This is a genomic window from Motiliproteus sp. MSK22-1, assembly GCF_001968815.1.
Taxonomy (GTDB): Bacteria; Pseudomonadota; Gammaproteobacteria; order Pseudomonadales; family Balneatricaceae; genus Motiliproteus.
On sequence record NZ_MIEQ01000027.1, the window covers coordinates 274,330 to 299,287 of the forward strand.

Below are 24,958 nucleotides of genomic sequence, written 5' to 3' on the forward strand. Positions count from 1 at the left end.
CTAACTCCGGCACTTATTGTCTGGGTGTGAAGGACTTGTTTCTGTTGATTGGTTCTTTTTCCACTGGTCCATAAACGTACCGCCTTCGGGTGCGGGTAGATCTCTCCAGGCTGTCCAGCCATTTTTTAGGGGCAGTGAGCGGATACGTCGACTCTTTCCACCCATCAGCTTGAGCGAGAAGGCACTGGCACGAGCCAGCCAGCGATAAAGGGCTGGTCGTTTTGCAAAGTAGGCCCAAGTGCCTATTCCAAATCGAAAACCTTTGGGGGAAAGGTGTTTTTCAAATTCCTTTTCTCGCCAGTGCCGCATCATTTTGGGTAATGGGATGTGCACAGGACACACTGATTCGCATTTACCGCAGAAAGTTGAAGCATTGGGGAGGTGGCCTGATTTCTCGATACCAATCAGTTTTGGCGTCAGAACCGAACCCATAGGACCGGGGTAGACCCAGCCGTAAGCGTGTCCGCCAACGGCACCATAAACCGGGCAATGATTCATACAGGCCGAACAGCGAATACATCGGAGCATGTCTTGAAACTGGGTGCCAATCATTTCACTTCGGCCATTATCCAGTAATACTACGTGGTATTCCTCGGGGCCATCAGCATCGTTTTCGCGGCGAGGGCCGGTGGATAGAGTGTTGTATACGGTGAACTCCTGGCCGGTAGCGGATCGAGCTAACAGGCGCAGAAACAGAGACATATCTTCCAGCGTCGGGACAACCTTGTCTATGGTGGTAATAACGATGTGCACGCGCGGCAGAGTTTGTGTTAAATCACCATTGCCTTCGTTGGTCACGATTATAGTGCTGCCGGTTTCCGCCACACAGAAGTTGGCGCCGGTAATGCCTACGTCTGCTGCGACAAACTTGTCGCGTAAAACTTCACGGGCCTCCTGCATTAGAGCAGCAGGATCGCTGGTATGGGGAGTGCCGTGTTTTTCTGAAAAAATGCTACTGACATCATCAAGGTTAAGATGTATCGCCGGTGCAATGATGTGGCTGGGATGGTCCTCACGCAGCTGTAGTATGTATTCACCGAGGTCTGTTTCTACCGGTTGAACACCATTGCTCTCCAGATACTCATTTAGATTGATCTCTTCAGAAACCATGGACTTGCCTTTGGTGACCGTTTTGGCGTTCGCTTTTTGGCAAATATCCAGGATCGCTTTTCTGGCATCTTCTGCATCACAGGCCCAATGGACGTTACCTCCATTTTTTGTCACATTGGTTTCGAATTCTTCGAGGTAGAAATCCAGGTTTGCGATAACATGGTTTTTAATATCACGACCTTCGTTACGCAGTAGTTCAAATTCCGGCATTCGTTGTACAGCGTTGGCACGTTTTACCGGGAAGCCGTTCCTGAGGTTACCGAGTGCTTTCTGAAGTCCGGGATTATCCAGAGCTTTCTTGGAACTGTTTTTAAAGTCCGGGCTGTTGATCTGCATATTCAGTTCCCTAATTTAAAGTTCGTTAGCCAGGTCGTATTGGGCTTCGCCAATAGCGGGGGCCTGGGTCATATTGGCCAAAACCTCCACTACGTGTCTAACCTCTATTGTTGATCCTTCCCGTTTGAGCTTGCCCGCCATATTGAGTAGGCAGCCTAAATCTCCACCCAGCAGCGTCTTGGCGCCAGTATCTTCGGCATTGCTTGACTTGTTTGATACCATGCGATTAGAAATATCCGGATACTTAATGCAAAACGTGCCACCAAAACCACAGCAGGTTTCGGCCTCATTCATTTCTTTGATATCCAGGTTGTCTATTTTTCCAAGCAACTGACGAGGCTGGTTTTTGACTCCCAGTTCCCGCAGACCTGCACAGGAGTCGTGATAGGTAATTGAGCCCTGATAATCCGCAATAATTTGATCAAAACTAAGTATGTCAGTGAGAAAAGATGTTATTTCATAGGCTCGTGTAGCAAGGGTTTCAGCTCTGGCTTTATAAGGATCATTGTCAGAGAACAATTCCGGATACTGTCTTAGCATGCCTATGCATGAACCCGAAGGGCCTACGATATATTCAAACCCATCGAACGCGTCTATAACATTTTTAGCTATCTCTGCAGTGCTGCTTCTGTCGCCTGAATTGAAACTTGGCTGGCCACAACAGGTCTGGGTGTCCGGTACTTCGACGATACAGCCTGCTTGCTCAAGTAATTTAACCGTCGCAAAACCAATACTGGGGCGAAACATGTCAACCAGACAGGTGACAAATAGTCCGACACGATGGGGTGGATTAGTTAGGGTCATGTTATCTACCTGAAATTTTTGGCTGGGTTAGCGGTGAGCTTATTCGTTCGAAGTAGTCAGCGCATCTGTAAAACCTGTAATAACCTTAGCTTATCGTGGAAAAAGAAATAAAATTTAACTATAAAGTGGTCTGACCATGGTTCTGCTGGTGTTTATGTCTGCTTATTTACTCTGATTAGCGTATTTGAGTAACTCTTGGAAGAATTGTAACGATCAGAGTAGTGTGGTTCAGAAAGGTTAATGCGAAAAGAAATGAAGCAACGTTGGAGTTGTTGATAGTGGCTTGGAGTCATTGATAGTGGCAAGTACAACAGAAGGCAACCAGGACGGTGTTGTCCATCGTGTTGCTCTGGAGTTGGAGCGCAGGATCGTTTGTGGCGATATATGCCCGGGACAAAAGTTACCCTCGCAACGAAAGCTGGCAGAGGACTTAGGTGTCTCCCGCTCGTCGGTGCGGGAGGCTGTGCAGGAGTTACAGAGCAAGGGTTTGATTGAGACTTATCATGGTGGAGGGAGTTTTAGTAAAAACTTACTCGAAGGTTTCTATCAGTTGCCAATAACCACTTCTCATACTGACCAGCAATTACTAAAGGATCAGCAGTTCAGTAGTCATGATATCCAGCATCAAGTGATGGAAATGCGTGAAATTCTGGAAGGTGAAGCGGCTTATTTTGCGGCCCTTCGTGCTTCAGACAGACAGCTTGAGGCGTTGAGTGAAGAGTATCAGCGCATGCTGCGGCGCAGTAGTGGTGAGACCACGCTTAAAAAGGCTAAGGCGGACCTCAGGTTTCATATGATGATTGCGGAATCAAGCCATCACCTGCTGGTAATCTCTATAAGTCAGGTAATGTACAGCAAGTATTTTAACGCTATCTATGGAGTTTTATCCCGAACTTTAAAGAAAACGGGAAAGTATCCGCCGAAAATTAGTATGCAGCATGCCGATATCTATCAGGCCGTAATAGGTCGAGATGCGCGAGCAGCGCGTCAGGCTGCCTCAGAACATATACGCTATACTCGCCAGCAATTAACCGGCCCTTTTCGGAGCTAAGAATGCACAGGTTTGAGTATTCTGGCCATTGAAACAACGAAGGTTCAGCTGATCTGCTGAAAATTCAGCTCCTTATCTCTTGTCGTGAGACTCCAGAGGCTGATAAAATCCCGCCTTGGCTTTTCGGGCCTCAATAGCTTTTTCATATTTGATTTCCAAGCCAGACTTGGATTCAGTCTCACGGGAGACGGGGCTATTGATTAAAATGTGGTGCGATGCTGTACCTGGTTAGTACAGTACGCTTTTTTGCTTTGTATCTTGTTTATCCTAATGTGGCCTTTGGTAGGGGTCACCACTGGGAAAGGAATTATCATGCCTGTTATTACTCTTCCTGATTCTAGTACTCGTCAATTTGACCAAGCGGTTACCGTCCATGATGTTGCCGCCTCTATTGGTCCTGGATTGGCAAAAGCGGCACTTGCCGGCAAGGTTAATGGAGAGCTGGTCGATACCAGTTACCTTATTGAAGCTGATACTGATCTTGCTATTGTTACGGCAAGGGATGAGGAAGGGTTGGAAGTTATTCGGCACTCATGCGCTCACCTGATGGCTATGGCCGTCCAGGAGTTGTTCCCCGGAGCGCAGGTTACTATAGGGCCGGTTATTGAAGATGGTTTTTATTACGATTTTGCCTACGAGCGTGCTTTTACCCCGGAAGATCTTCAGAAAATCGAAGCGAAGATGAAAGAATTGGTTAAGGCTGACTTGCCCGTTTCCCGCTCAATGATGTCACGAGAGGATGCGATAAAATTCTTCAAAGAACTGGGGGAGGACTACAAAGTCCAGATTATTGAGGATATTCCTGCTGAGCAGGAACTTTCCTTTTATAAGCAAGGAGACTTTATTGACCTGTGTCGCGGTCCTCACGTTCCGAGCACCAGCCATATTAAAGCGTTCAAATTGATGAAGGTTGCAGGGGCATATTGGCGTGGAAACTCCAAGAATGAAATGCTTCAGCGCATCTACGGCACCGCCTGGTCAGATAAAAAGGCACTAAAGGCCTATCTGCATCGTTTGGAGGAAGCTGAAAAGCGAGATCATCGTAAGTTAGGCAAGCGAATGGATCTCTTTCACACTCAGGAAGAGGCTCCAGGCATGGTGTTCTGGCACCCGAACGGCTGGACTATCTATCAAGTGATTGAGCAATACATGCGCAGCGTGCTCGATCGTCACGATTACCGGGAGATAAAAACCCCTCAGGTCGTTGATCGTGCCTTGTGGGAGCGCTCTGGTCATTGGGACAAATTTAGCGAAATGATGTTTACCACTCATTCTGAAAGTCGCGATTATGCGGTCAAACCGATGAACTGTCCCTGCCATGTGCAGGTATTTAACCAGGGTTTGAAGAGCTACCGTGATTTACCCTTGCGCTTGGCCGAGTTTGGTTCCTGTCATCGTAATGAGCCTTCAGGTACTCTGCACGGGTTGATGCGGGTGCGTGGTTTTACTCAGGACGATGCGCATATCTTCTGTAGCGAAAGCCAGATACAGGATGAAGTTGCGGAATTTATCGATCTTCTTTATGCGGTTTACCGGGATTTCGGTTTCAGTGACATTATTCTGAAGCTGTCTACTCGCCCTGAGCAGCGTGTGGGGAGTGACGAAGTCTGGGATAGGGCAGAGCAGGCATTGGCTGCCGCACTTGATGGTAAAGAGCTACCCTGGGAAGAGCTGCCGGGTGAGGGTGCGTTCTATGGGCCCAAGATAGAATTTTCATTAAAGGATTGTTTGGGCCGGGTTTGGCAGTGTGGAACTATCCAGGTGGACTTTTCTATGCCGGGCCGTCTTGATGCTCAGTTTGTCAATGAGGCTGGAGATCGGGAAACTCCGGTTATGTTGCATCGGGCTATTTTGGGTTCCTTTGAGCGCTTTATTGGTATTTTGATTGAGGAGTACGCTGGAGCAATGCCTGCCTGGTTGTCTCCCAAGCAAGCCGTTATTTTAAATATTACCGATAATCAGGCCGATTTTTGCCGTGAAATTGAAAAAACTTTGAAAGATCGTGGATTTAGAGTGCATGCGGACTTGAGAAACGAGAAGATCGGCTTTAAAATTCGCGAGCACACAATTCAGAAGGTCCCTTATCAGCTGGTAGTCGGCGATAAGGAAGTTGATTCTAAAACCGTAACCGTACGCCTGAGAACCGGAGAAGATTTAGGTTCCATGTCCATCGATCAGTTCAGCCAATTGCTGACTGAAGATATAGCGCGTAAAGGGCGGGATGTAGCGGAGAGCTGAACATCAAAAGAGGAAATAGCAAAGGCGCGAGCAAGAAAGCGACGATCAATGAACAGATCGAAGCCAACGAGGTCCGTCTTGTAGGCGCCGAGAGTGAACAACTTGGTATTGTTTCTATTGAGGAGGCACTCAAGGCAGCGCAAGAAGCGTCCTTGGACTTAGTGCTTATCGCGCCAGATGCGGAGCCAGTAGTCTGTAAACTTATGGACTACGGTAAACATGTTTTTGAACTGAAGAAGCAGAAAGCTGAGCAACGCAAAAAGCAGAAGCAGACACAGGTCAAAGAAATGAAGTTCCGTCCAGGAACTGAAGAAGGGGATTATCAGGTAAAACTGCGCAACCTGATACGTTTCCTAGAAGGTGGAGACAAGGCGAAAGTGTCCTTGAGGTTCCGTGGTCGTGAGATGGCCCATCAGGATCTGGGTATGAAGCTGCTGAAACGAATCGAAGTCGATTTGGAAGAGCTGAGTACCGTTGAACAGTTTCCTAAGATGGAAGGCCGTCAGATGATCATGGTTCTGGCTCCCAAAAAGAAGAAGTAACACGCCTCAGCGAAAGCCTGTGTTCCTCGCTAATGCTCTTTTTTGAGCAGTGAGGGGGATGGGCCTTTGTTGTTTGAGCAGGTTATACAGAAACTAACGAATGCGTGGAGTAGTTTTAACATGTCTAAAATGAAAACTTGTAGCGGTGCTGCAAAGCGTTTCAAAAAAACCGCTAACGGCTTCAAGCGTAAGTCGTCCCATACTAGCCACATTCTGACCAAGAAAAGCACTAAGCGTAAGCGTCAGTTGCGAGGCACCAGTGAGGTGCATGCATCTGATATTGCTTTGGTTAAGCGCATGTTGCGCCAGGCCTAATTCTTTCGAATTAGTGTTTAGAATAGTTAGTAGAAGGATACAAATATGCCTCGCGTAAAACGTGGTGTTGTCGCTCGTCGTCGTCACAAGAAAATTCTCAAGCAAGCTAAAGGTTATTACGGAGCCCGTAGTCGGGTCTTTCGCGTAGCTAAACAAGCTGTCATCAAAGCTGGTCAGTATGCATACCGCGACCGTCGTCAGCGTAAGCGTCAATTCCGTGCTTTGTGGATTGCTCGTATTAATGCTGCCGCGCGTATCAATGGTTTGTCTTACAGCCGATTTATTGCGGGCCTGAAAAAAGCCTCTATTGAAATCGACCGTAAAGTACTGGCTGATCTGGCTGTGCATGAGAAGGCCGTATTTGCAGCAATTGTAGAAAAAGCCAAGGCTAGCCTGGCTTAAGACACCCGCCTATTGGGTAGATCTACTGCTGCTCGCGGGACCATATTCAAGAGCCAGCTATTGCTTTGTTCTTGATAGGTGACCGTAATTTGAATAGGGGAAGGGTGTATGCTCTTCCCCTATTTTGTTTTGAAAAACAGAATTTTGTAAGGCTGTGATTCTCGCAGCCATATAGGACCTAATCCCGCCTAGATGGTGAGAACGCCGGTATGCGGCGAATTTCGGAGTCCCGATGGAAAACCTAGAACTCCTGTTGGCCCAGGGCAAAGAGGCCGTAGAACAAGCAACAGATGAAAATGCTCTGGATCAGGTGCGTGTTCAGTACCTGGGTAAAAAGGGCGAGTTAACTCAGTTGCTGAAAAGCTTGGGTAAGCTTTCGGCAGAAGAGCGGCCTCAAGCGGGTGCTAAGATCAATGAAGCCAAGCAACAGCTGCAGGTCGTCATTAACGAACGTAAGGACATGCTTTCTACAGCAGCCTTGAATGCAAAGCTCGCTGCCGAGTCCATTGATGTGACCCTTCCAGGTCGTGGGCAGGTCTCTGGCGGTTTGCATCCAGTGACTCGTACCATGGAGCGTATTGAAGGTTTTTTTGCTAACGTCGGTTATTCTGTGGATGAGGGGCCTGAGATAGAAGACGATTATCATAACTTCGAAGCACTCAATATTCCTGCTCACCATCCAGCTCGTGCGATGCACGACACTTTCTATTTTGATAGCCATACCTTGTTGCGGACTCATACCTCGCCGGTTCAGATCCGTACAATGGAAAATCAACAACCACCTGTTCGTGTAATTTGTCCGGGGCGGGTTTATCGTTGTGATTCTGACCTGACTCATACTCCTATGTTTCATCAGGTTGAAGGCTTGCTGGTTGACACTGATGTTAGTTTTGCTGACTTGAAGGGGACTGTTGAGGAGTTTCTTCGGGCGTTCTTTGAGCAGGAATTGCCTGTGCGTTTTCGTCCTTCTTACTTTCCATTTACGGAACCTTCCGCGGAAGTCGATATCGCTTGTGTTATGTGCGAAGGCAAGGGCTGTCGTGTTTGCAGTCATACTGGTTGGCTGGAGGTAATGGGCTGCGGCATGGTTCATCCGAAAGTATTTGAATCCTGTGGTGTCGATACTGAGAAGTACAGTGGTTTTGCTTTCGGTATGGGCGTTGAGCGATTGGCCATGCTGCGCTATGGGGTCAATGATTTGAGATTGTTTTTTGAGAATGATCTTCGGTTCTTGGGGCAGTTTAGTTGACGCAACCCTATTTTCAAATCTGATAAATGGACTGAGATAGTGGTCGAACCGGCACGGGGATTGGTTGGCAAATGTGGTTGTCTCCCCAAGCTGCTGATGAAGTCAGAACTCTCCCTCCCCACAAATAATTGGGACAAATACGGAAGTCGGAAAACAGGTGTTAGAGAGTTTTCTGATGACGGCAAGAGATAACAGGAACTTGCAATGAAATTTAGCGAACAGTGGTTGCGAGAATGGGTTAATCCCGCAATTAGTACTGAGGATCTGGTAGCACAGGTTACCATGGCTGGCTTGGAAGTGGATGGTGTTGAAGCTGCTGCTGGTGTATTTAGTGGTGTGGTTATTTGCGAAATTCTGGAAGCAGAGCCGCATCCAAATGCTGATAAGCTTCGAGTCTGTAAAGTAACGGCTGGTGGTGAGCAGGTGCAGGTCGTTTGTGGTGCTCCGAACGCCCGTCCTGGTATTAAAGTGCCTTTTGCTCAGGTAGGGGCCGTGCTGCCGGGCGATTTTAAAATCAAGAAAGCAAAGTTACGTCAGGTTGAGTCCTTTGGCATGCTTTGCTCCGCTTCAGAGCTGGGTATTTCCGAAGAGAACGAAGGGATTTTTGAACTGGCTGCTGATGCACCTGTTGGTCAGGATATTCGTGAGTATTATGGTTTGGATGACCAGATTATCGAAGTCGACTTAACGCCAAACCGGGGTGATTGCCTGAGCCTGTCGGGGCTGGCCCGAGAAGTGGGTGTTCTGAATAAAGAGCCGGTTAGCAGCGTTGAGATTAAACCGATAGCACCGCAAGTTGAAGATACGTTTGCCGTAGAGATTGAAGCTGGTGAAGGCTGTTCCCGTTATGTTGGCCGTGTGATCAAGGGGATTAACCCAAAAGCTAAAACTCCGCTGTGGATGTTAGAGCGTCTTCGTCGAAGCGGTATTCGTGGCATTGATCCGGTAGTGGATGTCACCAATTATGTGATGCTTGAATTGGGGCAGCCTATGCACGCCTTTGATCTGGCCAAGCTGAAAGGTGGTATTAGGGTTCGAATGGCTGATGCTGGTGAAAAGCTGGTTTTGCTGGATGGTCAGGAAGTAACGCTGAATTCCGATACACTTTTGATTTCGGATCATCAAGCGCCTCTGGCCATGGCCGGAATCATGGGCGGGGAAGGGTCCGGGGTTAACGCTGAAACTGTGGATATATTCCTCGAAAGTGCTTATTTCAACCCGATTCAGATTGCTGGACGCGCCCGTTCCTACGGTCTGCATACGGATTCATCCCATCGTTTTGAGCGTGGCGTTGATTACCGGCTTCAGGTGAAAGCGGCCGAACGTGCTACCAGCTTGTTACTTGATATTGTCGGTGGAAAGCCTGGGCCGATAATAGAGGCTACGGATGAAGCCTTTTTGCCAAAATCAGTGAGCGTTATTCTTCGTGCAGAGCGTATAAAGAAGCTTCTGGCACTGGATATTCCTGCTAATGAGGTGGAAGAAATCCTGACCCGTTTGGGGATGGAGGTGAGTGTTGCTGGTGAGGGCGCCTGGAGTGTCGAAGTCCCCTCGTACCGCTTTGATATCAGCCTTGAGGAGGATTTGCTGGAGGAGTTGGCGAGAATTTACGGCTACAATAATCTGCCTGTCTGCTCCAGTACTGCGACTATTGAGTTGAAGCCTAAGACTGAAATCAAAAAAACATTGCATGATTTACGTCGGGTGTTGATTAACCGGGGTTATCAAGAGGCAATAACTTACAGTTTCGTTGAGCCTTCGTTGCAGGAAGTTTTTGATAAAAAACATAAAGCTGTGGAACTGGCCAACCCTATTTCTGCTGATATGGCCGTTATGCGTACAACGCTCTGGCCTGGTCTGGTAAAAGCTCTGCTGCACAATCAGAACCGTCAGCAAGATCGTATTCGGATGTTCGAGACCGGACAGCGTTTTCTTCCAGAAGAGGGGGGGCTGATTCAGGATCGTGTCTTGGCAGGAGTTGTTTTCGGTAGCCGCTATCCTGAAGGCTGGTCTGGTAAGCCTCAGCCTGTGGACTTCTTTGATGTTAAGGGTGATGTCGAACAGATTTTAGCGCTTGGAGGAGGGTTGAAAGGCTATAGTTTTGAAGCAGCCGAGCATGAGGTTCTGCATCCGGGCCAGTCAGCAAGAATTATGCGAAATGGTCGTTTGGCGGGCTATTTGGGGGCTTTACACCCAAGTATATGCAAGCAACTTGGGGTTTCCGGGCCGGTTTTCTTATTTGAGTTGGCTCTGGCTGAAATCGAACAAGGGGTGCTTCCTGAATTTAAGGAGCTTTCCAAGTTCCCGGAAACCCGTCGTGATCTGGCCGTTCTGGTGGATGAGTCGGTGCCAGTGTCGAAACTCTTCGAAACAGCGGAAAAAGAGGGTGGAGAATGGTTGAAAAATGTTACTCTTTTTGACGTCTACCAGGGCGAAGGTATTGAAAATGGTAAAAAAAGTCTGGCATTGGGCTTGACCTGGCAGCATCCATCGCGCACCCTTAATGATGAAGAGGTAAACGATGTCTTCGCAGCGATCGTTTCGGCAATGCAATCTGACTTTGCTGCATCGCTGAGAGGTTGATTTCATAAGGTGCGAGTGTCTGCCGGTAGTGTGGGCACTGTGCTGTCGATATGGGGCTGCAAAAATTGGGCTGCTAAAAAGGGGCGTACGATGGGGTCTTTGACAAAAGCCGATATGGCCGAGCGTCTATTTGACGTTTTGGGGCTCAACAAGCGTGAAGCAAAGGATATGGTTGAAACCTTCTTTGATGAAGTTCGATCATGCTTAGCTGAGAATGAGCAGGTGAAGTTATCAGGTTTTGGTAATTTTGACCTCAGGGATAAACGTCAACGGCCTGGCCGAAACCCTAAAACCGGTGAAGAAGTGCCGATTTCCGCCCGTCGGGTTGTCACTTTCAGACCTGGTCAAAAGCTCAAGGATAAAGTCGAGACCTATGCAGGCCCCGCTAAAGAGTGAAACCCTAGCAGCAATCCCTGAGAAGCGTTATTTTTCAATTGGTGAGGTGGCAGACCTTTGTGGTTTGAAACCTCACGTGCTGCGCTACTGGGAGCAGGAATTTGAGCAGTTAAAGCCTGTCAAGCGTAGAGGTAATCGCCGTTATTACCAGCGTCAGGATGTGGTTTTGATCAGGCAGTTATGCAGCTTGCTGTATGATCAGGGTTTTACTATTGCAGGTGCCCGTCAATGGCTGGTAGGTGACAATGCTAAGCAGGATGACGTGAAGTACCGGCAATTGCTCCGTCAGACTATCGGTGAACTTGAAGAAATTTTATCAGAATTAAAAGCACGTTGATTCGGATATTTTTTGATTTGCCTCTAAAACCCATTTGCCCTGAATAACGAGTTAGAGTAATATTCACGCCGCTGTAACGTATCGGCGTAAGCCGATAGAAGTCGGTGTGTGGCGCAGCTTGGTAGCGCACTTGCATGGGGTGCAAGGGGTCGTAGGTTCAAATCCTATCACACCGACCAGTTTTCAAATTCCTCGCAGTATACATTATCCAGTCTTTGTTGATTTCGGTGTGTGGCGCAGCTTGGTAGCGCACTTGCATGGGGTGCAAGGGGTCGTAGGTTCAAATCCTATCACACCGACCAGTTTTCAAATTCCTCGCAGTATACATTGTCCAGTCTTTATTGATTTCGGTGCGTGGCGCAGCTTGGTAGCGGCTTTGGTCATCAATATACATTATCCAGTCTTTGTTGATTTCGGTGTGTGGCGCAGCTTGACCTCTATTCGTAGTCTTGTTTTCTTTTCCAATTGCCGTCTTCGTCAAATTCATTCCATTCTTCATCTTGTTTCTGTTGTGTTGCGTCTTCTTGCTGTTGTAGCTGTAATTTTTGTTCTTCAGCGGCTACTTTGCTACGTAGTACGTTTATTCGTTTATCGATGAAGTTGATTCGTTCTGGCATTTGTCCTTTCTTGGCGAAAGACTCAAGCTGTTTTCGGCAGTTGTTGTAATGGGAAAGGGCTAAGCGAGGGTTTTCTCCCTGTTCGACCAGTCGAGCGTTCAGTTGACTGATGTCAGTATTAATAATGCTGAACAATGCTTTGCCTTGGTTGATGAATTTGAGTGCGGATGACTTCTCTAGTGATCCGTCTTTGTGGATACCGACAAAGAAGTTCACCATGTTTTTTACCATTGCTGCTGTATTTTTTGCAGTGACCAAGTCGTTGAATATGGGCTCTGGCGTATCCAGGGTGCTTTTGTAAGGCTGTTCTTTGAGTTTTGAGATTGATGTCAGTTGATTTTTTGCGTTGTTGTCTTGGGGGTCGATAGAGAGGATTTCGTTATAGCGGCTTGAGAGATAATTTAACAAAAAAAGCCTTATATTTTCCGGAAGGTAAGTGGGTGGTATCTCTGTTACCAGATTCCAGCAGTGGCGAGTTCGATCTTGTAATGCCAGTATTCGACGACGGCGTTCTTGCCTCGCATTTTCCATGGACTGGGCAATATATGCGAAGAATGCAAGGCAGCCTACACCACAGAGGATTAGTATGCCGATAATGCTTGTGCTCATAGAGAGTTCTCACAAATAAACTGTGCCTTTATTATCGGTTATAAAGTCAAATACTTAAATAGCGCCAGCGAGAGTATATTGCTTATCCGTGCAGACCTCGGCGAGGGGACGGAGCTTGTATCAGTGGTAGTTCTCTCAAACAGAGCCATAAAAATTAAATTGTACTGTTACCAATAAAATTGCTCGTCGATGCTTGACGGAAAATCCATAAATCCCTATTATACGCGCCTCCTTTGTTGAGGAATGCTTCTTAGGCAAAGCAGTCAGCAAAGGTTTTGAAACGTCCCATTCGTCTAGTGGCCTAGGACACCGCCCTTTCACGGCGGTAACAGGGGTTCGAACCCCCTATGGGACGCCACTTTCTTAAGTTGCTTCAGCTAGCGCTTGAGAGATGTGAAGCAAGTCAGTGCGGGAATAGCTCAGTTGGTAGAGCACGACCTTGCCAAGGTCGGGGTCGCGAGTTCGAGTCTCGTTTCCCGCTCCAAACTTGCAGTTGTATATTATTGCAGTGATGCAATATTTCGGTCACGTCCCATTCGTCTAGTGGCCTAGGACACCGCCCTTTCACGGCGGTAACAGGGGTTCGAACCCCCTATGGGACGCCATCCGGTGAAAGACTCTTTCAGTAGCATGCTGAAAGTACCAGATTGCGGGAATAGCTCAGTTGGTAGAGCACGACCTTGCCAAGGTCGGGGTCGCGAGTTCGAGTCTCGTTTCCCGCTCCAGATTTTCAGTTACATGCAGAAACCCAGAAAATTATCTGTTTCCACCTCATAAACACGACGCTGATCAACAAGCTGTTGTTCAACGCTTTGATTTTCTGGCTAATGTAGTATTCTTCCTTTCATGCAATGTTCGTTCGAACGACATAAATATGGAATTGCAAACGTCGACGGTATTAGCTGTTTGGCTACTGGAGCCGAGGCTCCTTTTGAAGGAACCTATAGGGTATGTCTGATTGTCTTTGGGTTGTTAAGGTATTCCTCATACATAGATCTTTCCTGAAGATAGCAATTCTTCTTGTATCATTTTTTGTCATCGGTACTGCATCAGCAAGTCGAATAATCAACTCAGTAACCCTGAACGGCGCTAATAACGTTTCAGTCTCCGCCGGTGATACGATATCAGCCTCTTTGAGTGTGACTACAAGCGGTGGTGCTAATAGTAACGCTTGGAAGTCAAGCGCTTGGCTTATTTCGACGTCTTCGGGTTCTGGTTTTACATGCGTTAATCACGGAAATCATAATCAAAGTGGTACCTATTCAGAAACCTTTGATATTACTGCGCCGGTTTCCGCCGGTAGTTACAATGCTTACTTTTTGGTCTATAACGACAATTCTTGCAACGGCAGCAGTAGCAACCTGTATTTTTTATCCAACAGTGTTGTTGTGGCAGGAGCGGGTGCGACCCCCTTTGCTGAATGGCGCCTGGATGAAGATAGCTGGAACGGTACAGCCGATGAAGTGGTTGATTCAGCAGGAGTGTTTCATGGCACTGCGTTAGCAACCTCGCCAACTGACGGGCAGGTCTGTAACGCTGCAGACTTATCGGCGCCCGGTACTTCAGATTATCTCTCCCTGAATCGAGGGGCATTGAATGGCGTTACTGATTTTACAATTTCTGTTTGGGCTAAGACTTCTAATACTGGCAGTCAGGCGCTGTTCTCCGGTTCCAGTGGTTCGCAGCATAATGAGCTGATTATGTGGTTTCCCAATGCTACTACGTTCACCCCTTATCTGAAGGGTCAGGGCAACGGAAGTATTTCTATTAGCAGTATTGCCGATAATCAATGGCACCATCTTGTCTGGACACGCAACGGCACCCAGAACTGTATCTACATCGACAATAACCTGCAGGGATGCTCAACTAAAGATGATTCTGCGTTAAGTATTGCCACCGGTGGGCTTCTTATTGGTCAGGAACAGGACAGTCTGGGGGGTAACTTTGATGCCGGTCAGGATTGGGAAGGGCTGGTCGATGAGCCGATCATTTTTCACAGTGCATTGAGTGCTTCTGCTATTGGTGACATTTACAGTAATCAGTCAGCTGGTAATGGTTGGGATGGTACCGCGAGATCCTGTGATATGTTGTTGGCGGAGTGGCGCATGGACGAAGCCTCTTGGACAGGCTCCAGTGATGAAGTGACTGATAACAGTGGTCATGGCTATCACGGAACCGCCGTTAATGGTGCTGACACCGCCGGAATATCTCCAGTTGTCAGTGGTAACCCCGGTACCTGTCGATATGGAAGTTTCGACGATGCTGGTGGCAATAATGCAGATTACCTGGTAGTTCCAGGCTTTCCTGATGTTACCCAGAATTTCAGTATAACTGGTTGGATTCGCTCAGAGGATATTAGCCGAAGAGGCCAAAGAGTCTTCGCGGATGATCAATCAAATAGCGGAGGCTATGCGCTTAGTCTGGGTGATGGCGGTAGTGGGCGATTACGTTTCTATTCCCGCGCAGGCAGCCCGGTCAGCTTGGACTCTAATGCGGTTATCACCAATAACAGCTGGTATTTTGTTGCTGGTGTGGCGGACATTACTAATAACACAAAAACAATCTATATCTATAGCAGGGCAGGGGTGCTGTTAGATACGGTATCTTCTTCCTACAGCGGGAGTTGGGGGACCGACTCAGGTCCTGTCTCGATCGGTGGTGAAACCAACAATGGTGAGCAGGCTAACCGATTTTTCGGTAATTTGGATGAGGTGAGATTTTACAACGGTTTACTTTCACCAGCTAAATTGACCAGCATTCTTAATGAAACTCATCCTTGTCCTGGGCAGCCTGTGAGTCATTGGCGATTGGATGAAATCAGTTGGAGTGGAGCGGCTAATGAAGTAGTCGATAGTATTGGCAGTAACCACGGACAGGCAATCAGCACTTCACCAGATGCTGGTTTGTTGTGCAACGCTGCAGATTTCAGTGTCGATAGTACCAGCGACTATATTTCTCTGAATCGGGATGCGCTAAATGGTGCTGGTGACTTCACTATTTCAGTCTGGGCAAAAACCAACAACTCCAACAATCAGGCGCTGTTGTCCGGCTCTAGTGGATCACAGCATAACGAATTGATTATGTGGTTTCCCAGCAACACCACATTTATTCCCTACCTGAAGGGGTCTGGTAGCGGCAGTATTACCATTAATAATATTGCTGACAATCAATGGCATCATCTGGTCTGGACACGCAGTGGCACTCAGAATTGCTTGTATATTGATGCCAGCCTGCAGGGGTGTTCGACAAGAAGCAGTAACACATTAAGCATTGCATCCAATGGTTTGATATTGGGCCAGGAGCAGGATAGCCTGGGCGGTAGCTTCGATATTAACCAGGACTGGCAGGGAACGGCCGATGAACTGTTGATTTTTGCTGAAGCTATCAGTCCAAGCTTTATTTCCAGTATCTATAACAACACGCTGGCGGGTAGAAACTGGGACGGGGCTGATCGCAATTGTATTGCTGGTAGTTGCCGTCTGGGGGGCTTCCAGCTGTCGCCAGCGTCTACGGCGTTGGCCTGCCCTTCGACCCGAGCAGAGATCGGTGTTCGTGCGCTCTGTGCTGATATGAGCACAACAAAAGATGATTATGAGGGCACTATTCAACTTAGCAGCAGCGCCTCCAGTGGCAGTGAGTTTTACGCGACAGCTAGTGGAGGTAGTTCTATTTCCAGCTATACCTTTAGCAGCAACGAAAATGGCGTGGCCAGCGTATATCTCTATCATAATAATGAGGAAGGTGTTGCTGTGACGGTGACTGATCAGGATGAGAGTCCGGTGGTCGGTGAAACCGGCTCACTAACAAACTTTCACGCTTTTGGATTGATTGCCGATACGATTTCAAACATCAATGCATGTGAAACAACACAAGACTACAACTTGAAAGCTTTCGGGCAATTACCTGGTGATACCGATTGCGATGTGATCACGGGTTTTAGTGGTGCTAAAAATGTAACACTCTGGTCGAGCTATGTTTCACCGGCCAGTAATTCCAGTGACACACAATTATTAGTAAACGGTGCACCCGTCAGCGCAAAAGAGCTCAATGCTGGTTCGCAACCTATGGAATTTATTGATGGTGTCGCAAAATTTACGGTTAGCTACCCGGATGCAGGCCAAGTAAAACTACTGTTCAAACATGATGAGACTCCCTATAACAGTAACCCCCTTCAACCGATGCTGGGGGAGACCAATATATTTGCTGTGATTCCTGTTTTATTCGGTATTAGTGCAAGTACAGCTTCAGGATCGCTACATGGCAGTGATCATAATGCTACAGAAAAAGGGGTGTCGGGCTCTCCGTTCAATTTGTCTATCCAGGCGCAATGTGCGGACGGTACACCAACACCTAATTATCAACCTGCAAAAGCTTTTATGACTCTTACTCAACGCTGGCCTGCAAACGGGGCTAGTGGCGCACTTACGCTGAAAAATACCCCCTATGTGCCAGGGACCGTTGCTTCTAATATTTCCGCTCTGTTTTCAGGGGGAGCTGTTTCGGATGCTGCCAGTCGTTACAGTGAAGTAGGAGTTTTTCGGCTGGCTGTCGAGGATACTGGTTATTTTGGCAGAACTATAGGAATTACTAGTGTTGATATAGGGCGCTTCTACCCGGATCACTTTTCTTTGGAGGCCCCGGTGCTAACTAATCGCAGTGATTTAAGTTCCTGTATGGATACTTTCAGTTATATGGGTGAAACTTTTAATGTCAGCTATTTTTTGAAGGCTCAGAACAGCGGTGGTGGCATAACTCAAAATTATACCGGTAGTTTTGCCAGGCTGGATGGTTATAACAGTCTTCAGATGGGAGCGGTAAATGATGTGGCAAATGGCGGTGTAAACCTTACTTCTCGACTCGCTGGTGGCACAACCCTTATCACCTGGCCTGCTGTAGGAGATGCCAGCGCGGGTATCGCCAGTATTTCTGTAGATTTACAACTGAATCGAAGTTCTTCTCCAGAAGAGCCGTTCGAGAGTCTTGATATCGGTACTGCTCCCCTTGATGGGGATTTAGTGACGCTGGATAATTTTGATCTGGATGTTGATGTTAATGGGGTTGAAGAGAGTGCAACGCTGGGGAGGACTCTGGTTTATTACGGTCGTCTGATGGTGAAAAATGCCTTTGGTCCGGAAACTGAAGACCTTCCTGTGGTCGCGCGGACCGAATATTACAAAAATGGCACCTTTGTTATAAATGACCGAGATAACTGCTCGCCAATTGCAGTTGATATTCTTGATCCAATACTAGGTCGTGTTGTTTCTGGGGCGACGGTTAGTGTCGGAGGTGGTAACAGTGCGGTCAGTTACATTGAACCAAGTCTGCTGAGCGGTAATTTGGGCTTGAGGTTTGGTGCGCCGGGTGCGGGTCATGCCGGTAATATTCGCTTCCAATTGTCTGATACGGCTAGTACCGGCATCAGCTCAATCCCATGGTTGCTTTACGACTGGGATGGTGATGGCTCTTATAACGACGACCCAGGCAGTCGAACAGCCACTTTTGGCCGCTACCGCGGCCATGACAAGGTTATATTCTGGAAAGAAGCGTTTAGCGACTGATCTTGTCAGCAGCAATGATTGTCCTGCTCAATGCAGCTTAAACAGCCTTGCTCGGGTTTCTTCCAGATTAAATATTTCGCCCTTTGATTCTGATACATAGCGCAGTTCATCCAGCTGCTGAAACAGTTCAATTTCTTCATCTGGCATATGATGCAGGCAGTCGCCACCAAAGAACCAAAAAAGGTCGCGATCAATCAAAGGGACAAGGTGAGGATATCCTCGAATCAGTCTGGCGATCATTTCCTGACCCACATACAAAGCATCATCTTCACCGTTTTCCAGTGCCTTTACCAGAACAACCAGTTCGGCGAGAAAATCCTGATCGTCCTGCAACATTTCCTTACCGTTAAAAGGGGGTTGCTTTAGTAAACGGTTGAAGCTGGATTTCAGTAGATTAATATGAAATTCAAAGTGGTTTAAATGATCTACCATGGTGGAGATTTCCGTGCGCAATTAATTTAAAGTACAAAAGACCTGAAAGGCCAGGTTAGATCTTGAATTCGATACAATTCAACCCAACATAGCAATGTTACCTCTGAACAATAGCTCGTTTCAGCATCTGCTTTCAAAATTTCGGAACAATTGTATTCTGTTCAGAAACAATTAATCCTTGGGGAAAGATTAAAAAGCCCCAGAGGCCTCTTGTTTGCAGAGGCTTTACTCACCAACAGGTATCTTAATGACAAAGGCAGGCTCAACCAAGGCGTTGTCCATCCAGGGTCTGAAAAAGACCTATGATAATGGTTTTACCGCCCTGAAGGGGATTGACATGAGTGTCGAGCAAGGTGATTTTTTCGCTTTGCTGGGTCCTAATGGCGCTGGCAAATCTACCACGCTGGGCATTGTTTCTTCGCTGGTTAACAAAACAGCAGGAAACGTTGAGATATTTGGTCATGATATCGTGAAAGATCCCGTCAACGCCAAAAAACTGATGGGGGTCGTGCCGCAGGAGTTTAATTTTAACATGTTCGAAAAAGTTCGAGACATCGTTATCACTCAGGCGGGGTACTATGGGATGCGTGCGGCTGATGCGCAAGATCGTTGTGACCACTATCTGCAAGCGTTGGGGCTTTGGGATAAGCGTAATGATGTGTCGCGAATGCTTTCCGGCGGAATGAAGCGTCGTCTGATGATTGCCCGGGCATTAATTCATGAGCCTAAATTATTGATACTTGATGAGCCCACGGCTGGCGTTGACATTGAGTTAAGACGTTCTATGTGGGAATTTCTTACAGAGATAAATGGTCAGGGAACAACCATTATTCTGACAACCCATTATCTGGAAGAAGCGGAAAGCCTCTGTCGCAACATTGCAATTATTGATCGAGGTGAGATCCGTGCCAATACCAGCAAGCGGGAATTGCTGGCCCGATTGAATTCAGAGACCTTTGTTCTGGATGTGGTTCCCCCGTTGTTGGAGGTCCCTGTTATTGAAGGCTATTCTGTCGAGCTTGAGGGGGATCATACGCTCATTGTCGAGGTTGAAAAGGAGCAAGGGCTTAATGGGGTGTTCAGCCAGTTAGAGGCTTTGGGCATAAAAGTGATCAGTATGCGGAACAAGACTAACCGGTTAGAAGAGCTGTTTGTCAGGTTGGTTGAGAACACTCTTAATTAAGCGTGGGGAATGGAAAACGCAAAGTGGTCATGAGGGAATCAGTAGCAGGCCAGTGAGTATCACCGATAGAGATGCGAGTAATCAAAGTATGAGAGTTCAGGAAACCTATATAGCGTTTTCCACCATTGTTCGTCGAGAAATTCACCGGTTCTTGCGTATCTGGTTGCAAACGCTGTTGCCGCCAGCAATTACCATGACATTGTATTTTGTGATCTTTGGTAATCTTATTGGTCCTCGCATCGGCGAAATGGGCGGATTTGGCTACATGGAATTTATTGTTCCCGGTCTGATTATGATGTCGGTGATAACTAATTCATATGGCAATGTGGTTTCTTCTTTCTATGGCACTAAATTTCAGCGTCATATCGAGGAGTTGTTGGTGTCCCCTGTTCCCATCAGCGTTGTATTGATTGGTTATGTGGCCGGTGGCGTTGCTCGGGGTCTGGCGGTGGGGTTGATCGTCACTTGTTTATCATTGTTTTTTACCGATCTGCACATTCACAACATGGGGGTGACGCTTTTAGTGGTTCTGATGACGGCAGTGCTGTTTTCTTTGGGGGGGATCATTAACGCTATCTTTGCCAATAGTTTTGATGACATAAGTATCATTCCAACCTTCGTGTTGACTCCGTTGACCTACTTAGGAGGGGTTTTCTATTCGATCAGCCTGTTACCGGAGTTCTGGCAGACGGTTTCGCAAATAAATCCCATTCTCTATATGGTGAATACATTTAGATATGGCATTCTGGGAGTATCGGATATCGATGTTGGTACAGCCTTTATCATTATCAGCGCTTTTATAGTTGGACTCTATAGCTATGCCTATTATCTGCTTCGTATTGGTAAAGGTATTCGTCACTAATTGAGGGTTTGCTCATGACACATGACACTAACAAAACTGACGAAGATCGGCTGAAGCACACCCCTCTTGGTCAGGAAACAAACTATGTAGTGCACTACGATCCAAAGCAGCTTTGTCCTATTCCCAGGGCTAATAACTGGCATCACCGAGATTACCAGAAGGCACCTTTTTCTGGCTGTGATATCTGGAACGCCTATGAGATTTCCTGGCTTAATCCCAAAGGCCTGCCACAAGTGGCTATAGCGGAGTTTCGTTTTCCCTGTGACTCACCTCATATCGTCGAATCCAAATCCTTTAAGCTCTACTTAAATTCCTTTAACCTTACCCGTTTTGAAACGGCTGATGAGGTGCAATCCCTAATGGCTGGTGATCTCAGCCAGTGTGCGGGAGCGGATGTTAAAGTTGTATTGTTACCCGTAGACATAGGATCAGAGATATCTACACTGCAAGGGCATTGTATTGATCATCAGGATATTGAGATCGAGCACTATCAACCCGTGCCAGAGGTCCTAAGGTCTGTTGCAGGTACTGAGGTTCAGGAGCAGTTGTACAGTCATTTACTTAAGTCCAACTGCCCGGTAACCGGTCAGCCGGATTGGGCAAGTATTCAAATAGAATACCTTGGACCTGCAATTGATCAGGCAACTCTGTTGAAATATCTGGTTTCTTATCGAGAACACGGCGACTTTCATGAACAGTGTGTCGAACAGATTTTTATGGATCTGCTGGAACAGTGCAAACCTAAAGAGTTGAGTGTTTTCGCCCGTTATGTCCGTCGAGGGGGGCTGGATATCAACCCATATCGCAGTACCGAACCCCAACCGACTGTTAACAATCGATTAATCCGTCAGTAGATCTGAGAGAGAACTATGGAAGCACTTGAGCTGCTGTTGAACCGAGTATCAACACCTGTATTGGCTGATCCAGCTCCTAATGATCAGCAACTGGATGTTATTTATCGAGCGGCGTTACGCGCCCCAGACCACGGTGCATTGAGGCCCTGGCGATTTCTAACAGTAAAAGGAGCAGCCAGAGAACAGCTTGGGCAAGTATTTCAGCAGGCAGGGATTAAGGATAATCCTGACCTGGAAGAGGCGAAGTTTAATAAACTGGGGAAAATGGCAATGCGCGCGCCATTGGTGGTGGTTGTTATTGCCCGTCTGAGTGAACACCCTAAGGTGCCGGCGCTTGAACAGCAGGTATCAGCTGGAGCGGCTGCGCAGAACATGATTCTGGCTGCTTTTGCTCAAGGCATCGGTGCCATGTGGCGAACCGGCGATATGGCTTATCATCCCCACGTCCACAACAGGCTAGGGTTGTCGGATAATGAACAGATTATTGGCTATCTTTACCTTGGCGCAATGCCTGAACGTTTGAAAAAAGTACCTGATTTGGACCCCGCGGATTTCGTTTCCGACTGGAGTCTGGTGGAATGAACACCGAAAATATGGAAATCGATAGTATGAATAACGGTGGACCTGACTCAGGAGCACAGCAATTAGAACTGTTCAAAACCCGGGTGCTGGCAGAGATACCGTTAACTTCTCACATGGGATTTCAGCAATTTCGATACGATAAGGAATCTCTTTGTATCGATGCTATCCTCGAACCGAACCATAATGATAAGGGGACTGCATTTGCTGGTTCTCTCAGTGCCACGGCTAATCTGTGTGGCTGGGGGCTGGTCACGTTGTTGTTGGAGGAGTTGGACGACGATTATGATGTGGTCATCCGCGACAGTCGTTTGGAGTACTTTTTGCCAGTCACTCAAGACTTTACAGTACGGGCTGAATTTTCCGATACGAACAGCATCAACCCTTTCATCGAAAAAATACGGACAAAAGGAAAGGGGCGAATGGACGTGGTCGTTAAGGTAGAAGAGAGCGGGGAGCTTTGCTTTCGTCTTACTGGAGCCTATGTAGCCCTTAAGAAAAAGAAGTGGCTGTAATAGCTCGGGATATTCTTGTCACAGCAATTATAGGGCAGTTTTGGGGGCTGCGAAGGGCTGAGTCAGCGGTTTGTAGTATTCAGCAGACTGTTTCATCGTCTGATTGAAGACTGACACAGTAGACTTAATGGGATCTACGCTGATTGATTCAGGTCGTTTGAAGTCGGTCTGTTTTACTGTTGGCTTTGTCTGTTGATTTGTCACTGCTATAGCGAGGTATCAGGTCTTCCAATTCTTGTACTGGTAGCGGTTGGGCTACACTCAATCCCTGGATGTGGTCGCATCCCAGACTTTGCAGATAATTGCGAGCCTTGCTGGAATCAACCCCTGCTGTGGTGACAGGAAGTGATAACTGATGCGCCAGAGTAATCGCCCCTTGTACGATGATAGCATCAGTTCCGTTGCGCGCTTTCGCCGTTTCACTGGTTGTGGGTTTACCTAAGGACTTATCGGTCAGGACACTGTTAATGAGTACGCAGTTACGAATGCTATCCTCTCCGATGCTGAGCTGGTTCAGGGGAAGCTGGCGTAAGTAATTGGGACTAAACTCAGTTGCATCTAAAGATATTCGAACGCCAAGAGCGCTTAATTGTTGCACTACCGGGATCGCTGATTGAGGGTCCTGTATCAGCAGGCACTGAGTAAGCTCAAGCTCCAGCTGATCAGGTGGGAGGCCTGAGCTTATAAGTACTTCGTTTACCTGTTGTTCCAGTTCTTGAAACTGAAACAGGTTCGGTGGCAGATGGATAGTAACAGGACCACTAAGTGTTCGCCTTTTGTTCCAGCGGGCTTTTTGAACACATGCATTTCTAAGCATCCATTGGCCAACCGCCAAAGCAGGGCTGTTTTTTGTATTGGTTGGTAAGAATTTTTCTGCCGGGCACATGCCAAAGCTGGGGTGCATCCAGAATAGTGAAGCTGTTACAGCATTGATCTGATTACTTTTCAGCTCAATCCGAGGCTGATAAAGAAGCCTGAACTCTTGTCGTTGAAGCGCTTTATTCAGGTCACTTTTCAGGTTGGTGGGAGGTGACATCGCTCCCTTGGGTTTAAAGCTGAAAAACTGTATGTTGTTTCGCCCCTGTTCCTTGGCCTGGTACATGGCACTATCGGCGTTTTCAAGTAAGGTTTCAGCATCGTCTCCGTCATCCGGATAGCTGCTGACTCCAATGCTGCAACCTAACTGAACATCTCGGCCTTTTAGCTTCATCGGTGCCGTTATGCTCTCTAATATACGTTTTGCCACTTCCTGGACCTGTTCAGAATAACGACTGTCAAACAGCGGAAGAACCAGAATAAACTCATCACCGCCCAGGCGTGATACGGTGTCTCCCTCTCGGATACAGACTCCCAATCGTCTGGCTATCGCTTTTAGCAGCAGATCACCTATCTGATGACCGAGGCTATCGTTCACTGCTTTAAAACCGTCTAAATCAAGAAACATAATGACAACAGTGCGCCGATGGCGTTTGGCTTGCTCAAGCGCCTGATTCAGCCTGTCATTCAGCAGCGTTCGATTGGGAAGCCCGGTCAGAGGATCATGAGTAGCCTTGCGGGTGGAGGCCGTGTCTTTTGCCTTTTGCTTATCGACTACTCTTTTTCCTGTTCTGATTGTTTGCGCAAAGCAGATGTTTAATAACAGCAGGCTGGCGAATATCAGTGTCGCCAAAATAATCTGGGTTAATAATATGCCGGTAGTCAAACCCGAAACGTCTGAGGTTACCCTCACCACTGCCACGACTTCAGTTCCGGTTTTTGATAGTAATGGCTGATAGCTCACATGTAAGTGCCTGTTATGATCCTTGTCATCAAGGCGGATCAGGTCATCTGGAAAAAATAGCCAATCCAATAACAGCTGGTTGTTCGAAAATACTAACAGAGAAGCGCTTTTACCTTGTTGGGCTTGTTCAAAAGCTCTTTGCCGTCTTGGATCCTTAATTTTAAATGCTGAGCCTAAAGAGAGTAAGTTATTGTCTTCCAGATCAAACACGCTCATCGATACAATTTTCAGCTCTTTAGCACTCTGTTCCAGTTTTTGCGTGTACCCATTCAATACTGCTTGGCCAACCAGTGTTTGAAATCCTGCAGGTGAATCCGGGTCTGCTGGGAGGCGTTTGAAAATCGCATCGGGCAAGCTCTTGCTGATGGCAATATCGGTCTGAAGCCGACTTTCTCGGAGTTCGTTGATAGCGCTATAGCGGTAAACGAAGGACAGGGCCAGAGCAACAATGATACTGAAGATCATCGCCATGGTCAGAAAGCGTGTCGGGCTAATCATTTGGTTTTTAGACTGTCCTTATCATACTTCCTTCTTTCTTAAGCAGAGTGCTGTGGTCAGCAAGAAGGGTAAATACTGAACTGATATTCATTAACGATTACCCATTGA

The 24,958-nt window shown here is 47.3% G+C and carries 20 protein-coding genes and 6 tRNA genes; 21 read left to right on the forward strand and 5 right to left on the reverse strand.

The window, feature by feature from the left end:
* Both BGP75_RS07415 and BGP75_RS07420 read right to left on the reverse strand, forming a co-directional pair.
* A complete protein-coding gene (locus tag BGP75_RS07415; RefSeq protein WP_076717179.1) occupies positions 1–1,446 on the reverse strand; it encodes a LutB/LldF family L-lactate oxidation iron-sulfur protein in 1,446 nt (481 codons plus the stop codon).
* Between the two features lie 15 nt (positions 1,447–1,461).
* Positions 1,462–2,250 carry a (Fe-S)-binding protein gene (locus BGP75_RS07420; RefSeq protein ID WP_076717181.1) on the reverse strand — a complete coding sequence of 263 codons (789 nt, stop codon included), beginning with the start codon at positions 2,248–2,250 and terminating at the stop codon, positions 1,462–1,464.
* Between the two features lie 298 nt (positions 2,251–2,548).
* Between BGP75_RS07420 and BGP75_RS07425 the strand changes: the two genes are divergently transcribed.
* From BGP75_RS07425 to BGP75_RS07475, 11 genes are all read left to right on the forward strand, one after another.
* A complete protein-coding gene (locus BGP75_RS07425) occupies positions 2,549–3,301 on the forward strand; it encodes a FadR/GntR family transcriptional regulator (RefSeq protein WP_076717184.1) in 753 nt (250 codons plus the stop codon).
* Positions 3,302–3,613: 312 nt separating this feature from the next.
* Positions 3,614–5,539 carry a threonine--tRNA ligase gene (gene thrS / locus BGP75_RS07430; protein WP_076717186.1) on the forward strand — a complete coding sequence of 642 codons (1,926 nt, stop codon included), beginning with the start codon at positions 3,614–3,616 and terminating at the stop codon, positions 5,537–5,539.
* A gap of 2 nt (positions 5,540–5,541) precedes the next feature.
* Positions 5,542–6,081, forward strand: a complete 540-nt coding sequence (gene infC / locus BGP75_RS07435) for a translation initiation factor IF-3 (protein WP_076717189.1) — start codon at positions 5,542–5,544, stop codon at positions 6,079–6,081.
* 120 nt (positions 6,082–6,201) lie between these two features.
* Entirely contained in the window at positions 6,202–6,396 is a 195-nt protein-coding gene (gene rpmI, locus BGP75_RS07440; RefSeq protein WP_076717192.1) for a 50S ribosomal protein L35, read from the forward strand.
* A gap of 45 nt (positions 6,397–6,441) precedes the next feature.
* Positions 6,442–6,798: a 50S ribosomal protein L20 gene (gene rplT, locus BGP75_RS07445; protein WP_076717194.1), complete on the forward strand. Its 357-nt coding sequence runs from the start codon at positions 6,442–6,444 to the stop codon at positions 6,796–6,798.
* A 232-nt stretch (positions 6,799–7,030) separates the two neighbouring features.
* Positions 7,031–8,047 (forward strand): phenylalanine--tRNA ligase subunit alpha, encoded by a 1,017-nt coding sequence (pheS, locus tag BGP75_RS07450; RefSeq protein WP_076717197.1) that lies wholly within the window; start codon positions 7,031–7,033, stop codon positions 8,045–8,047.
* A 204-nt stretch (positions 8,048–8,251) separates the two neighbouring features.
* Positions 8,252–10,630, forward strand: a complete 2,379-nt coding sequence (gene pheT / locus BGP75_RS07455) for a phenylalanine--tRNA ligase subunit beta (RefSeq protein WP_076717200.1) — start codon at positions 8,252–8,254, stop codon at positions 10,628–10,630.
* 90 nt (positions 10,631–10,720) lie between these two features.
* On the forward strand, positions 10,721–11,026 hold the full coding sequence (gene ihfA / locus BGP75_RS07460) for an integration host factor subunit alpha (protein WP_076717201.1): 306 nt from the start codon (positions 10,721–10,723) through the stop codon (positions 11,024–11,026).
* Complete coding sequence (locus BGP75_RS07465) at positions 11,004–11,363, forward strand: MerR family transcriptional regulator (RefSeq protein WP_076717202.1); 360 nt, start codon at positions 11,004–11,006, stop codon at positions 11,361–11,363. The genes ihfA and BGP75_RS07465 overlap by 23 nt, the downstream gene beginning before the upstream one ends.
* A gap of 102 nt (positions 11,364–11,465) precedes the next feature.
* Positions 11,466–11,542 (forward strand) — tRNA-Pro (locus tag BGP75_RS07470).
* A 46-nt stretch (positions 11,543–11,588) separates the two neighbouring features.
* Positions 11,589–11,665: transfer RNA gene (locus tag BGP75_RS07475), tRNA-Pro, on the forward strand.
* 135 nt (positions 11,666–11,800) lie between these two features.
* Here BGP75_RS07475 and BGP75_RS07480 read toward each other — a convergent pair.
* Positions 11,801–12,589, reverse strand: coding sequence for a hypothetical protein (locus BGP75_RS07480; protein WP_076717203.1), 789 nt, complete (start codon positions 12,587–12,589; stop codon positions 11,801–11,803).
* A 282-nt stretch (positions 12,590–12,871) separates the two neighbouring features.
* Between BGP75_RS07480 and BGP75_RS07485 the strand changes: the two genes are divergently transcribed.
* The 5 genes from BGP75_RS07485 (at position 12,872) to BGP75_RS07505 (ending at position 18,147) form a co-directional block, all read left to right on the forward strand.
* Positions 12,872–12,947 (forward strand) — tRNA-Glu (locus tag BGP75_RS07485).
* Between the two features lie 50 nt (positions 12,948–12,997).
* A tRNA-Gly gene (locus tag BGP75_RS07490) sits at positions 12,998–13,073 on the forward strand.
* Positions 13,074–13,118: 45 nt separating this feature from the next.
* Positions 13,119–13,194: transfer RNA gene (locus tag BGP75_RS07495), tRNA-Glu, on the forward strand.
* 44 nt (positions 13,195–13,238) lie between these two features.
* Positions 13,239–13,314: transfer RNA gene (locus tag BGP75_RS07500), tRNA-Gly, on the forward strand.
* A 225-nt stretch (positions 13,315–13,539) separates the two neighbouring features.
* Positions 13,540–18,147, forward strand: coding sequence for a LamG domain-containing protein (locus BGP75_RS07505; protein ID WP_076717204.1), 4,608 nt, complete (start codon positions 13,540–13,542; stop codon positions 18,145–18,147).
* A gap of 27 nt (positions 18,148–18,174) precedes the next feature.
* On the opposite strand, the gene BGP75_RS07510 is transcribed toward BGP75_RS07505, so the two are convergent.
* Entirely contained in the window at positions 18,175–18,579 is a 405-nt protein-coding gene (locus BGP75_RS07510; RefSeq protein WP_076717205.1) for a PA2817 family protein, read from the reverse strand.
* 247 nt (positions 18,580–18,826) lie between these two features.
* On the opposite strand from BGP75_RS07510, the gene BGP75_RS07515 reads away from it, so the two are divergent.
* From BGP75_RS07515 to BGP75_RS07535, 5 genes are all read left to right on the forward strand, one after another.
* Positions 18,827–19,762, forward strand: a complete 936-nt coding sequence (locus BGP75_RS07515) for an ABC transporter ATP-binding protein (protein ID WP_076717206.1) — start codon at positions 18,827–18,829, stop codon at positions 19,760–19,762.
* Between the two features lie 88 nt (positions 19,763–19,850).
* On the forward strand, positions 19,851–20,624 hold the full coding sequence (locus BGP75_RS07520) for an ABC transporter permease (protein ID WP_076717657.1): 774 nt from the start codon (positions 19,851–19,853) through the stop codon (positions 20,622–20,624).
* Positions 20,625–20,638: 14 nt separating this feature from the next.
* Entirely contained in the window at positions 20,639–21,478 is an 840-nt protein-coding gene (gene queF / locus BGP75_RS07525; protein WP_076717209.1) for an NADPH-dependent 7-cyano-7-deazaguanine reductase QueF, read from the forward strand.
* A 15-nt stretch (positions 21,479–21,493) separates the two neighbouring features.
* Positions 21,494–22,060, forward strand: a complete 567-nt coding sequence (locus BGP75_RS07530) for a nitroreductase family protein (protein ID WP_076717212.1) — start codon at positions 21,494–21,496, stop codon at positions 22,058–22,060.
* Positions 22,057–22,572, forward strand: a complete 516-nt coding sequence (locus BGP75_RS07535; protein ID WP_233152870.1) for a YiiD C-terminal domain-containing protein — start codon at positions 22,057–22,059, stop codon at positions 22,570–22,572. The genes BGP75_RS07530 and BGP75_RS07535 overlap by 4 nt, the downstream gene beginning before the upstream one ends.
* 148 nt (positions 22,573–22,720) lie before the next feature.
* On the opposite strand, the gene BGP75_RS07540 is transcribed toward BGP75_RS07535, so the two are convergent.
* Positions 22,721–24,850: a bifunctional diguanylate cyclase/phosphodiesterase gene (locus BGP75_RS07540; protein WP_076717214.1), complete on the reverse strand. Its 2,130-nt coding sequence runs from the start codon at positions 24,848–24,850 to the stop codon at positions 22,721–22,723.
* Positions 24,851–24,958: the final 108 nt, after the last annotated feature.